We start from the raw sequence: 14,031 nt of genomic DNA on the forward strand, positions 1-14,031 counted from the left end.
ATGAATGAAAAAATCTCAATCATAATTCCTTATTACAAAGGTGAAGACTACATCTTTGAAACTTTGGAAAGCGTTTACTCGCAAAGCTATCAGAATTTCGAAATCATTATCGTCAATGACGGCTCGGACAAAACAGTTTTAAACTCTATTGAGGAAAATACAAGGTTTTACAATTTAAAAATTATACATCAGAGCAATTCCGGTCAATCTTCTGCCCGAAATCACGGTGCAAAATACGCAACCGGAAAATATATTCTTTTCCTGGACTGTGATGATCTTATCGAAAAAACTTTTTTAGAGAAAACCATTCATATCCTTCAGAGCAAAACTGAGGTGAGGGTTTGCTATACCAAAGGAAAGTTTTTCGAAAAAACGAACAAAGAATGGCTGTTGACACCGTTTAATACAGTTGATTTTTTAATTGAAAACTGTATTCCGATTACAGCACTCATCTATAGAGAAGATTTTGAAAAGGTGGGTGGTTTCGATACTCAGTTAAATTATTATGAAGACTGGGATTTTTGGATTTCGCTTATTGCAAAAGGAATTACTGTATATAAAATCGATGAGTTCTTGTTTTTTTACCGAATAAGAAATACAACTGATTCCCTCACCAATACCAGTATTGACAACAGTTCCAGATTGTCTGATAATTTTTTTGAAATCTATAAAAAACACTATAATTTTTATAAACAAAACGGGCTTGATTTTCACACGATCATGAGCCTGATTAGAGAGAATAAAAAATACAAAGCAAAATATTATAATGAATGGTACAGAAAGCTGATCTATCAACTTTTTAAGCCCAAAAAGTATGCTAAAATTTACAAGCGTTCATCATAAAAATAATTAAGCATTTTTTTTATATTTTCCTCCTGAGCTTCTATTGAAAATTTAGACAATGGTAACGTACTGTTTAAATGAAGATTCTTCCAAAGATTTTCATTATGATAAAGCTCAAGAATTTTATGTGCAAAACTTTCAGAATTTTCATCTGAAATCAATGCGGTTTTCTGATCTTCCAATCCCATTCCTTCAGCACCAATTGAAGTGGTAATCACAGGCAGTTTATATTCTAAAGCCTGGCCAATCTTTCCTTTTACCCCTGCACCATAACGAAGGGGAGCAACAAAAACTCTGGAATTTTCAAACCAAAAATCAACGCTTTCCTGAAAACCAAGTATTACAAACCGATCTGAATGATATTTTAATTTTAAATCTTCCGGGAAATCGGGACCTACGATAAATATTTGTATTGATGGATCTTTTTCCCAAACTTTCGGCATTATTTCATTAAACAAAAACTTTACCGCATCGATGTTTGGCAAATGATTGTACCCTCCGATAAAAAGCAACCCTTTCCGGTCTGAAAAACTTACAGTTGCTGATTCCACAGGTTTATGAATATTACTTACCGTAAAGATTTTATTGTATTCTATTCCATTGGCAGAAACAATCTTTTTTTCTTCATCACTGATGGAAATTACCGCATCAGCTCTATGCATCCCGGCGTATTCTTTGTCTTTAAAAAGGGCGATCTCCTTTTCACGGTTTTTAGAAACCTCGATGAAACTATTTTCCCTTTCCATTCTCAGATAATGAAGGTCAACCATATCATAAACAATTTTTTTACCCTCTACTTTATCTCTGATCAGGTCATACCAATAATCAAACCCTAAAGGCCTGAAAATCCAGATGACATGTACTGTTTTGATTGCTTCTATGACCTGATCTGCGACTTTTTTGATTTTGTTCTGAGAACTCACATAATCCACACAGACCTGCACTCCAAATCCCCTGAAAAAATCAACATATATGCGATCTGTACTTTCATCATAATGTTTAACAGCTAAAATCAAGTGATGGTTATTTCTCTGAAGAATTTTCAAGATTTCAAAAAATCGTCTCGATCCTGAATCCTGATCTGGTTTAGGCATATTCTCTTCTAAAAAAAGAAAACTCGGTTTTTTAAAGTTATTGCCAATATAAATTTCTAGATTTTTTGAAATTCCAATATTTTTATAATTGGAAATATATTTCTCAGTCAATCGCACTTGATCTTCACCCGAAAAAATTTCACTATAGTCACTATCTCCCAAACGTACAACTTCAGAAAAGGGCTGATAAAAAACATCTAAATCTCTTTCCAACTTGACTCTCAGGCAAAAATCAGCTTGTGCAGAATGTACATCTGATAGTTTCTCATCAAGCAGATTAATTTCCCCATTTTTATCCAACCTGCTGAATAATAAACTACCTACACAAAAATCAACTTTTCTCAAAAAGTTAAATTCTGGAGTATCGATTGAAAATCTTTTTCCTACAGGAACAAATTGAGAATCTTTCGAAATACGATATCCTGCATGATCAATGTTGCTGTCTTTATCTACTATTTTGGAACCGACAGCACCTACATTTTCTTTAGCTTTAAAAACCTCTAAGAGGCTCGAAAGAAAATTCTTCTGCACCTCAGTTTCCTGATCAAGAAGACAAATATATTTTCCAGCAGCAAGTGTGATCGCTTTATTTACATCTTTAATTAGATCCAAACTAGCATTGATGATTGTCAATCCTTTAGCATTTTTTAAATAAACTGAAAGATCTTCTGATGGATTTTTATTGACAAGAATAATTTCTTTAGAAACCTCCTCATCACCTTGCGCTATTGTATACAGACAGTTGAGCGTATCTTTTACCTTTTGATCAACTATAATAATTATGGAAATTAGCGGATCAGAATCACTGGTGAAGTTAAACGGACGACTTTTAAAAAAATCTAAATCAAAGTGATTTACCGAAAGTTTTCTTTTATTTCGGATAAAATTGTAATCCTTAATTTTATTTTTAAAAAATCTTTTAATTCCCATTTTTCAATTTATTATTTAGCCTCAGCATTAAGAGAACGAAATTAAGCATTTATTGTAAATTAGGATGAACAAAAATGCACAGTAAAACAGATAATTTATTTGATATTGGTATATTTACAGAGATTATTCATTCTATTTTAAGAGCCAATTAATCTAGCTTACCCATTAAAAACAATTTATCATTAATGAAATTCTCAAATAAGAATTTGCTTTTTTTCTTTCCTGAAAACCCATTTGCAAAACGCGCCGGAAATGTTTCTCGTGCATACACAAATCTAAAACAATTGAAATCATTGGGCCTGAATATAGATTTGGCAGGAGTGGAGGATTACTATATTAGCTTCGGAGATTCTGAGGAGACGATTGATAAAAATATTATCGATGAAGTTTTTATTTTAAAAACTAAGCCTCCAAAAAACAAACTCAATTTCATTTACTGGAAGTACAAAGCTTTGAAAAAATTTGCAAAAAAAAATAAAAGCAATACACTCCTTACAAAATATTTGCAGGACCAATTCAATTTAATTTTTCAGAAGAAAAAATATGACTATGTTATCATTAACTATGAATTTTGGACTGATCTGGTTAGAGATACAGAACTAAACGGCGCAAAAATTATTATTGACACACACGATTGGATGACGTTGAATGAATTTTACAACCATAAAAACATTGACCTCTTGGGTTCGAGATTTGGTGAGGAGATTAAAAACCTGTCTTTTTATGATAGAGTGATTACTATTTCAGATGCTGAATATTCTCTTTTCAAAAATTTCCTTGGAGAGAAAGTTATTAATATTCCCCCAAGTTTTCCGGAAAATTTCAAAGATAAAGATTCAGAAAAAAAATATGACCTCTTATTTGTGGGCTCAGACAATCCTTTTAATATCGAAGCTATCAATTGGTTTATCGACAAAGTTCTGCCTTATCTGCCTAGCGAAATTAAAATATGTATTATTGGAAGAGTATGCAGCCATATTCCTGAAAAAGATAATATTGAAAAATATGTTTTTGCTGAAAATTTGGAAAGTTACTATCATCAAAGCAAGATAGCCATCTGTCCGATGTTGAGAGGTACCGGCATAAAAATTAAAGTCGTTGAAGCGCTCTCTTTTGGTCTACCTGTTGTAGGTACAGAGAAAGCAACAGACGGTTTTACACAAAAGACCCAAAATGGTTGTCGGACTTCTGATGATGAAAAGATATTTGCAGATATTATCACAAATCTTTTAAACAATTCATCAGATTACGAGAAACAAAAACAGGAAGCCATGCATTTTTTCAAGAATAATTTTTCAGAAAAAAAATCAATCGAATTATGGGAAAAGACACTTGATTCTTCATTGATTTTAAAAAAAACCAATCACTCATAAACTGCTTCTAAATTACCATGAAAGATTTAGCAATTATAATTTTAAATTACAACTCTTTTGATGATACATCAAGAGAAGTCAACAAATTATTAGAGCAAAACTGCCCTGAAACATCCATTTATATTGTTGATAATGATTCTCGAGATAAAGATAAAATCATGAATTTTGCTATCCAAAAAAAAGTTAATTATATTATTAGCGAAAAAAATGGAGGATATGCATACGGCAATAATTTAGCGATCAAGCAAGCGATTGCGGACAAGAAAAAATATTTCCTACTTCTAAATCCTGATATTGATCTTGATCTTGCTACCATCGAAATTTTATACAAAGACCTGGAACACAAACCTGAAATTGGTGTTATTGGTCCTCGAATATGTTACCGAAACAATAGCAATACAATTTATTCAGATGGCGGGTTACTATATCCAGAGAAAGGATTTATGGGCGGACACACCAATTTCAACACAAGTCATTTTGAGGTACAAATGCCAACTTATAACGATAAAATTGATTACGTAGACGGCAGTGTATTGATGTTTAGAAAAGAACTTTTAGATGAAGTAGGATTAATGAACGAAAAGTTCTTTATGTACTATGAAGAATCGGAGTGGTGTCTAAGAATTAAAAGAAAAACCAATTGGAAATTATCCGTCAACACTTCTGTTTCTGCTTTCAATACATATAGTGACAAGGGTAGTTTCTATGAATATTATATGACAAGGAATCGTTTTTGGCTCTGCAGACTTTATGATGGAAATACCCGGTTTGTTAAAAAAGAACGATGGAGGCTTGCTAAAGAATCTTTTAAAAGAAAAGATTTTTCTTTAGCAAAAGCCTATCTGAAGGGTATCTTAGATGGTTTATATTCAAAGATATAAGGTGCGTTAATTATTAACTTTTATAATATATCAATCAGCTTCTATCATATTCATCATCCAATCTCACGATATCATCTTCTCCAAAGTATGTACCTGTCTGTACTTCAATGAAAACAACAGGCTTTTCAGATAAATTCATGATTCTGTGTTTGGCTCCCAAAGGAATGAAAATACTTTCTCCATAAGAAAGTTTTATTTCTTTGTCATCCAAAACAATAGTGGCATCACCTTCGATAATCGTCCATTGTTCCTGTCTTTTGTGGTGGTATTGGTATGACAGTTTTTGTCCCGGATTTACTTCAATTCTTTTCAGTTTATAATTGGGTTCGTCTGCCAGTACGTAATATTTCCCCCAAGGTCTTTCGCCAATTTCTAACATATTTTTTGGATTCAAAATTTGTACAAATGTAAATATTAAGATTAAAAATCCCAACATAGAAAACATTAAACATCATTAAAACATTTAATTTTAAGTAAATTTGCACCAAAATTTTATTTAAAATGGGGAAAGTAAGAGTCCGTTTTGCACCAAGTCCTACAGGGCCATTGCATTTGGGAGGTGTAAGAACTGCATTGTATGATTATCTTTTTGCTAAAAATCAGGGTGGAGAATTTATACTGAGAATTGAAGATACCGATACCGCAAGATATGTAGAAGGAGCTGAAGAATATATTGAAGAAGCTTTGGAATGGTGTGGAATCATCCCTGATGAAAGTCCAAAAAAAGGAGGAAAATACGCTCCATACAGACAATCTGAAAGAAGAGATATCTACGATAGGTACACCGAAAAAATCTTAAAAACAGATTACGCTTACATCGCATTTGACACCGCTGCTGAATTGGATACCATCCGTGCAGAATACGAAGCTAAAGGTGATGTTTTCTCTTATGATAATAAAACCCGAAACCGTTTAAGAAACAGTCTTTCACTTTCTGAAGAGGAAGTTCAAAAATTGTTGGATGAAAAAACACCGTACGTTGTACGATTTAAAATGCCTGTCGACAGAACTTTGGGATTGGTAGACATCATCCGAGGGAATACCGCAGTGAATACTAACACGCTAGACGACAAAGTGTTGGTAAAAAATGACGGAATGCCTACTTATCATTTCGCCAATATCATCGATGACCATGAAATGCAAATCTCTCACGTTATTCGTGGTGAAGAATGGCTGCCTTCTTTAGGGTTGCATATTTTATTGTATGAAGCAATGGGTTGGGAAGCTCCTGAGTTTGCCCATCTTTCTTTGATTTTAAAACCTGAAGGAAAAGGAAAACTAAGCAAGAGAGACGGTGACAAATTCGGTTTCCCTGTATTTCCTTTAAATTTTACAGATCCTGCAACAGGAAATATTTCTAAAGGATACAGAGAAAGTGGTTATTTGCCGGAAGCTTTCATGAATATGGTTGCTCTTCTAGGCTGGTCTCCTGCAGATGATAAAGAAATTTTACCATTGGAGGAAATGATTAAAGAATTTGATCTTCATAAAGTACATAAAGCCGGCGCAAGATTCAGTAAAGAAAAAGCAGAATGGTTTAACCATCAGTATATACAGCTAAAATCTGACGACGAATTACTTGAAATTCTAAAAAATTCTGACGTAGATTTAAATATCGAAGATGAAAAATTATTGAAAATTATTCATTTGATGAAGGAGAGAGCTACTTTCCCGAAAGATATTTACGAAAACGGAAAATTCTTTTTTGAAGCCCCAACTTCTTATGATGAGAAAGCGTCTAAGAAAGCTTGGAATGACGAAACATCAAATCTTTTAAATGAATTTTCTGAAAGTTTAAATTCAATGAACGATTTCACTTCAGAAAAAATTAAACAAAACCTTCATGACTTTTCAGAAAGCAAAGGTCTTGGAATGGGGAAAGTAATGATGCCATTGCGTTTAGCTTTAGTAGGAGAATTAAAAGGCCCAGATGTTCCTGACATTTTGGAACTCGTTGGAAAAGAAGAAAGTATCGCACGAATAAGCAATGCTATAAATAATTTTAAATAAATTTTCATAATTTTTCATACATTTGAAAGATTTAATTTACTTCAAGAATGGAATATTTAAGTTTCGAACTTCCTATAAAAGAACTGATGGATCAGTACCAAACCTGTTCATTGGTAGGAGAAGAAAGTGGTGTTGATGTAAAATTAGCATGCAGTCAGATCGAGGATAAGATTATAGATAAGAAAAAAGAAATCTATGGAAATCTTACCCCTTGGCAAAGAGTACAGTTATCGCGTCATCCGGATCGCCCTTATACTATTGATTATATCAATGGTATGGTAGATAAAGGAAGCTTCTTAGAACTTCACGGTGACAGAAACTTTGCAGATGACCCTGCGATGATTGGAGGATTAGCGACTTTAGACGGTCAAAAAGTGATGATTATCGGCACCCAGAAAGGGAGAACAACCAAAGAAAGACAACACAGAAGATTCGGAATGCCGAATCCTGAGGGTTACAGAAAGGCCTTGAGGCTTATGAAGCTTGCTGAAAAGTTCAAAATTCCTGTAATCACTTTAGTTGACACACCGGGAGCTTATCCAGGATTGGAAGCCGAAGAGAGAGGTCAGGGTGAAGCCATTGCAAGAAATATTTTTGAAATGACCATGCTTAAAACTCCTATTTTCACGTACATCATTGGTGAAGGAGCGAGTGGCGGAGCTTTAGGAATTGGTGTTGGAAACAAAGTGTATATGCTTGAAAACACTTGGTACACCGTAATCGCACCTGAAAGCTGTTCTTCAATACTATGGAGAAACTGGGATCACAAAGAAGATGCGGCCAACGCATTGAATCTGACTCCGAAAGATGCTTTAAGAGAAAAGTTCATCGACGGAATCATAGAAGAACCCCTTGGTGGAGCTCATTATGATCCGGAAACTACTTACCTAAATTTAAAGGCTTCGATTTTGCAAAACATCAAAGCATTCTCAAAATTCACAGGTAAAGAACTGGAAACCCAAAGACAAGACAAATTTATTGCGATGGGGCAATTTAAAGGATAAAAATAAAAAAAGGTAGCTAAGAAATTCTAAGCTACCTTTTTTTATTTTGATTTAATTTAAATTAATCAGCTACATCAAGCTGTATTTCAATATCTTTTGTAATCTTCTTTAATGAAGAATATTTTGCATCACATACCATCGTTGTTAAAACATAGTCGCCTTTATCAATCAAAACAAAGTTCTGCCCTTTTGCAGGAACATCGAGATTATAGTATTTTTTTCCGCTTATTTTCACAATAAGTCTACAATTTGATTTATTCTTAATATTGATATACGCTTCTTTGTCACTCGGGTCATCGTTAAAAATATGCGTAAGCATTGCTGCTGTTTTCTTATTTTTTTCGCTTGGTTCAGATTTTTTGCTGGCAGTTCCTACACTTGCAAAACTCACATTGCTTTCTGGTGATCTATTGATAGTTACCTCTTTGCCTTTATTAAGCTCGTTATTGCTTACAATTTTTTCAATTTTATCTTTACTAAGAGGCTTAATAGTTGGCTTTGCTTCAGGTGAATTGTCTGCCATAATGATAGTGATCAGTCTTTTCTTAAAAAAATCTGTTCTTGCATGACCGGGATTCTGTTTTAGAAAACCAGCGATAATTCTGGGTTCACTAGAGGTTTCGGCTTCTGTTTCTGTGTAAATAATGACCGTTTCTTTCTCGGCGACTACTTTAGCTTTTCCTTTTTTCTTCTTTTGAGAAAAGCCCAGACAGAATATGGCGAGGAATAAGATTAGAAATAATTTCTTCATGTAATAAAAACTTTAAAATTTCATTAAATAATACTATAACGTGAAAAGTCATTTTTTAGTTTATCATTAAAATCATTATCTTTGCACATCTTTAAAATAAACTATTAAAGTTAATCATAATTTTAAATAAAAAAATAATAAATATTATGTCTTATTCACCAGCTGCTGCAGACGTAGCAAAATTGAGAAACCAAACAGGTGCAGGTATGATGGACTGCAAGAAAGCTTTAGTTGAAGCAGAAGGAGACTTCGAAAAAGCAGTAGATATCCTTAGAAAAAAAGGACAAAAAGTAGCTGCTAACAGAGCTGACAGAGATTCTTCTGAAGGTGCAGTAATCGCAAGAGTAAATGAAGATAACACTTTAGGTACTATCATTTCTTTAAACTGCGAAACTGACTTTGTTGCTAAAAACGAAGCGTTCATCGAGCTAGCTTACGAAATTGCTGAAATGGCTATTTTTGCTGCTACTAAAGAAGAATTATTGGCTACTGATTTCCACGGAATGACTGTTGCTGAAAAATTAATCGAGCAAACTGGAGTAATCGGTGAGAAAATCGAGATCGGTGCATTCGAAAGAATTACAGGTCCTTTCTTGGGAGCTTACATCCACGCTGGAAACAAGATCGCTGCAATCACTTCACTTTCTGCAAAAGTAGACGGTGCTGACGAAGCTGCTAAAGCTGTTTCTATGCAGGCTGCTGCAATGAACCCAATCGCTCTTGACGAGACTAAAGTTTCTCAGGAAACTATCGATAAAGAGTTGGAAATCGAAAGACACAAACTTACTGAAGAAGGTAAGCCTGCAAACATTATCGAGAATATCTTGAAAGGAAAAATGCAGAGATTCTACAAAGACAATACTTTGGTACACCAAGATTTCATCAAAGACAGTTCTATTTCTGTTGCTGATTACGTGAAATCTGTAAATGGAGACTTGAAAGTTACAGGATTTATCAGAGTTAGCTTAGCTTAATAAATCTTCTAATAGATATATAATCCCGCTGAAAAATTCAGCGGGATTTTTTCATTTAGATCAAATTACGAATTGTAAAGAATCACACGGCTTACTTTAAAAGATCTTCATTTTTTTAAATTCTAAAAATATGTTAAAAAAACAATATAATATATTGATTATTAATACTTAAATTTGAAGCCCTTTTAAGTCTAGCATGAAAAAATTTTTACTAAGTATTTGCACATTTCTTTGTTTATTAGTAAATGCTCAATTGGATACTGATCACTGGTTTGCACCTATCTCAGCCCGAGCCGGAACCTCAGCTCTTCAGAGTTTTCTATATCTTTCTACAAACGAGACAACTCCATTTTCTGTACAGATTTACAATAACAACACCCTTTACAATACAATAACAATTAGCAAAGGAAATCCTGGACAGGTAAGCATACCGCAATCTTTTTTATTGGCAACCAACCAAAGCGATCTTCTGACACCCGTTCCGATGGGAATGTTTGTGAAAGGTTCTAAAAAATTCTTTGCCAATTACAGATTTTCTGTGACCAATCATGCTGAAATTATAACATCAAAAGGTTTAGCAGGCTTAGGAACTACTTTCTACGCAGCAATGGCTCCACTCACTGCCGGAGAATATTACATTAATTCCACAATAGGAGTTACCGCAACTGAAGACAATACAACGGTAGTGGTCTCAGGCTATAATCCTGCTGTTGTTTTCGCAGACGGAACGTCATCTCCAACAAAAACTTTTACATTAAATAAAGGACAGTCTTACATCTTGGATGCATTAAGCATTGATGGCAGTGCTAATTTTGATGGTCTAGTAGGAGCTAAACTCGTTGCAACAAAACCCATTTCAGTAACCAACGGTAATTTTAATGCAATATACACCAATCAAAACTTCACCAACAATGACATTCTGATGGATCAGGCAGTACCTGTCGACCGACTAGGTAAAGATTTTGTTGTGGTAAAAGGGAATGGTCCAGCAACTTCCGGTATGGAAACAATTTTAGTGATTGCTACGGAAGACAATACTACCTTTAGTGTAAATGGAGTGCCTTCAGGAATAAACCTAAATGCAGGGCAATATTATATGATCTCTGGAAATTCCTATATTAACCAGGGGAATAATAATTTCAACATGGGAATTTCTTCCACAAAAAACATGTACGTTTACCAACTTCTGGCTGGTGTGGCAACAGGAACTATTTATGCGACAGGAGGCTTTAATTACATACCTCCCCTAAGCTGTTTTTTACCCAATAAGGTAGATGAAATAGGTTTTATCAACAGCATAGGATCTCAGACTTACAATACGAAACTGAACATCATCACCCAAACCGGAGCTACCGTTACACTGAACGGAAGCCCTATTGCAACAGGAAACGGCCCCTATCCTGTTACAGGAAATACGAATTGGGTAACATACTCTGTTCCCAATATGACAGGAAATGTGACGGTAAATTCGACCAAGTCTGTAACTGCAGGTATTACAGGCGGAAGTGGTGCCGTAGGCTATGGTGGATATTTCGCCGGCTTTTCATCGGTTCCCGTAATCTCAAAAACCGGAGATTGCCTCAACGGAATTATTCTTCAGGTTGACAATACTTACGACGCCTACCAATGGTATCTTAATGGAAATCCTATTCCAGGAGCAACCACTTATTCTATAAATCCTGAAACTTACGGTGCTGGAAATTACACCTGTCTTATTACAAAGAACAACTGCGAGTCTAAACTTACCAATATTTACAATTACACATTGTGTCCTCCCATCTCAACAACAACATATAGTATAGGATCTTGTAATACAAAAACTACAACACCACTATTTACAAATTCTACGCAGGCTATTTCAGTCGCCAATACAAACGTAGTTGTACAGCCATCCTCAGGAACTGCAACAGTAAATTCCGCAAATGGCCAGATTACGTACACGCCAAATCCTGGTTTAACTAATGATGCAACAGATACCTTTACCTATTATATCGAAGGAAATGGAACTCCTGCTGATTTCGAATATTTTAAAGTCATTATCAATATTGATGTTCTTCAGGTAAACAATATTTCACTATCAACGTGTACAAACACCGGAACCAACGGAAGTTTTGATTTAACCACAGCTGTAGTAACTCCTGACTCTGGGACAGTTTCTACTTATTTTTCTGATGCTGCTTTAACGGCGCAAATCTCTACTCCGGCGGCTTACATCTCAAATGGAGGAACAGTGTATGTTAAAGTAACTTCATCATTCGGATGTTCAAAAACTGCACAAATCACTTTAACGGTCAATAACGCTCCTAATATCAATACAAACACTTATAATGCTGACCTTTGTGATGATGACAGTGACGGAATAATCAACATCAATTTTGTCGTTGTCACTCCTCAAATCGTTGTTAATTCAGCTAGTTTTACCGTAAAATATTATTTAAATCAAGCTGATGCCACTGCCGGAAACAACAACACACTACCCATGAATTGGAGCTATACGTCAAACACCATGGTATATGTAAGAGTTGAAAGTACAAACGGATGCCCTCCGGCTTTCGGGCAAATTGATTTTAAAATTAAAAATAAAGTTCCTTTAATCACACCAACTCATTTATCAGAAATTTGCGACACAGACAATAATGGTTCTGAAACTGTGAATTTAAATAACTTTACCAATATTTTCACATTAGATCCTGCAGCTACAGTGACTTTTCATGGCACTTTGGCAGATGCACAAACAGGAGCAAATTCGATTTCAGCGACACAGAATATCAATAATGGCACATCAGTTATTTATTATTTAAGATTTACCACCAGCACGCTGTGTTTCAATATAGGAAATCTGACCATAAAAGTCAATGCAGTTCCGAATATCAACACCAATGGTTTTAATGCAAATATTTGCGATGACAATCTTGACGGAACCATCAATGTCAATTTCAGCACGATAACTCCTCTGATTGTAACAAACTCAGCAGGTTTTACTGTCAGATATTATTTAAATCAAACCGACGCCAATGCAGGAAACAACAATACCTTACCTGCAAACTTGACGTATACTGCCAACACCACTGTTTATGTGCGAGTAGATGGAAATAGCAGTTGCCCAACCGCTTTCGGACAGATCAACTTTACCATTGGAAACAAAATTTCTCTAATCACAAATACAGTAAGCACGCAGGTTTGTGATGGTGATCTTAACGGTTCAGAAACTGTAAATCTTAACGATTACAAAAATCAGTTTACAGCAGATCCTACTGTTACCTTAACCTTTCATTCTACTTTAACTAATGCTCAGGCAGGAACCAATGCAATTGCACCACAGCAAGTTATTACCACTACAGGAACTTATTTCATAAGATTTACCAGCAATAATGCTTGTCCCAATACAGGAACTTTAACCGTCACTTTAAAATCCGGAAAAAAATCAGACACATTAAGAGATCAGCTTGTTTGCTCGGGTGAAAAGGCTACCTTAAACGCCGGCGCAGGATTCACCTCTTATTTATGGAGTACAGGAGCAACAACTCCTTCTATTACTGTTGGTGAAGGAATTTATTTTGTTGATTTAGGTTTTAACGGCTGTGTTTACAGACAACAGGTAACTGTTACTACGGCGCAGTCACCTGTGATTACAAGCATTCAGGTCACTGCTTCTAATGCTGTAGTCTATGTAACGGGAGGTACACCTACTTATCAATATTCTCTAAACGGAATTGATTATCAGTCATCAAATACTTTCAGCGGACTTACAAGAGGTCCACATACAGTATATGTTTTGGGAGCAGACGGTTGCCGACCCATAATAAAAGAATTCCTTATTCTCAATCTTGTGAACGCAATTACACCCAATGGAGACGGTCACAATGACGTTTTGAACTATTCTGATCTCAGAGTAAAGCAAAATGTAACAATAGAAGTTGTAGATCGCTATGGAGCAGCTATATACAAATCTTCTGACAAAAATTATATCTGGGACGGAAAAGCAGGTGGAAGAACACTATCAACAGGAACATATTGGTATATTTTGAACTGGACAGAGCCTGACACAAAATTACCAGTTTCGCATTCTGGCTGGCTCTTAATTAAGAATAGAGAATAAATATTAAAATTTCTTTAGCATTTATTAACAATATATTAAATATTATATTAATTTTGTACAAATCCTAATTCC

Annotated in this window: 10 protein-coding genes; 7 read left to right on the top strand and 3 right to left on the bottom strand. The window is 34.8% G+C overall.

Translation table 11 applies throughout. The features are described 5' to 3' along the window. The gene (locus tag AR685_RS14510) at positions 1–843 is read left to right on the top strand and encodes a glycosyltransferase (RefSeq protein ID WP_047445112.1); all 843 of its coding nucleotides are present in this window, start codon (positions 1–3) and stop codon (positions 841–843) included. On the opposite strand, the gene AR685_RS14515 is transcribed toward AR685_RS14510, so the two are convergent. Further along, the gene (locus AR685_RS14515) at positions 825–2,867 is read right to left on the bottom strand and encodes a glycosyltransferase (RefSeq protein WP_047445113.1); all 2,043 of its coding nucleotides are present in this window, start codon (positions 2,865–2,867) and stop codon (positions 825–827) included. The genes AR685_RS14510 and AR685_RS14515 overlap by 19 nt on opposite strands. Positions 2,868–3,052: 185 nt before the next feature. Here AR685_RS14515 and AR685_RS14520 point away from each other — a divergent pair, with 185 nt between their 5' ends. Continuing rightward, positions 3,053–4,240 (top strand): glycosyltransferase, encoded by a 1,188-nt coding sequence (locus tag AR685_RS14520; RefSeq protein ID WP_047445115.1) that lies wholly within the window; start codon positions 3,053–3,055, stop codon positions 4,238–4,240. A gap of 17 nt (positions 4,241–4,257) precedes the next feature. Beyond that, positions 4,258–5,121 (top strand): glycosyltransferase family 2 protein, encoded by an 864-nt coding sequence (locus AR685_RS14525; protein WP_047445117.1) that lies wholly within the window; start codon positions 4,258–4,260, stop codon positions 5,119–5,121. A gap of 34 nt (positions 5,122–5,155) precedes the next feature. On the opposite strand, the gene AR685_RS14530 is transcribed toward AR685_RS14525, so the two are convergent. Next, positions 5,156–5,500 carry a phosphomannose isomerase type II C-terminal cupin domain gene (locus AR685_RS14530; protein ID WP_047445294.1) on the bottom strand — a complete coding sequence of 115 codons (345 nt, stop codon included), beginning with the start codon at positions 5,498–5,500 and terminating at the stop codon, positions 5,156–5,158. A 122-nt stretch (positions 5,501–5,622) separates the two neighbouring features. Between AR685_RS14530 and gltX the strand changes: the two genes are divergently transcribed. Then, positions 5,623–7,131, top strand: coding sequence for a glutamate--tRNA ligase (gene gltX / locus AR685_RS14535; RefSeq protein ID WP_059124986.1), 1,509 nt, complete (start codon positions 5,623–5,625; stop codon positions 7,129–7,131). A 47-nt stretch (positions 7,132–7,178) separates the two neighbouring features. After that, positions 7,179–8,135, top strand: a complete 957-nt coding sequence (locus AR685_RS14540; RefSeq protein WP_047445121.1) for an acetyl-CoA carboxylase carboxyltransferase subunit alpha — start codon at positions 7,179–7,181, stop codon at positions 8,133–8,135. 61 nt (positions 8,136–8,196) lie between these two features. On the opposite strand, the gene AR685_RS14545 is transcribed toward AR685_RS14540, so the two are convergent. After that, complete coding sequence (locus tag AR685_RS14545; RefSeq protein ID WP_047445123.1) at positions 8,197–8,886, bottom strand: DUF6759 domain-containing protein; 690 nt, start codon at positions 8,884–8,886, stop codon at positions 8,197–8,199. 146 nt (positions 8,887–9,032) lie between these two features. Here AR685_RS14545 and tsf point away from each other — a divergent pair, with 146 nt between their 5' ends. Continuing rightward, positions 9,033–9,860, top strand: a complete 828-nt coding sequence (gene tsf / locus AR685_RS14550; RefSeq protein ID WP_047445125.1) for a translation elongation factor Ts — start codon at positions 9,033–9,035, stop codon at positions 9,858–9,860. Positions 9,861–10,113: 253 nt separating this feature from the next. Continuing rightward, entirely contained in the window at positions 10,114–13,959 is a 3,846-nt protein-coding gene (locus AR685_RS14555; RefSeq protein ID WP_165592823.1) for a gliding motility-associated C-terminal domain-containing protein, read from the top strand. Positions 13,960–14,031 lie beyond the last annotated feature (72 nt).

This window comes from Chryseobacterium sp. JAH, assembly GCF_001507335.1.
Lineage (GTDB): Bacteria > Bacteroidota > Bacteroidia > Flavobacteriales > Weeksellaceae > Chryseobacterium.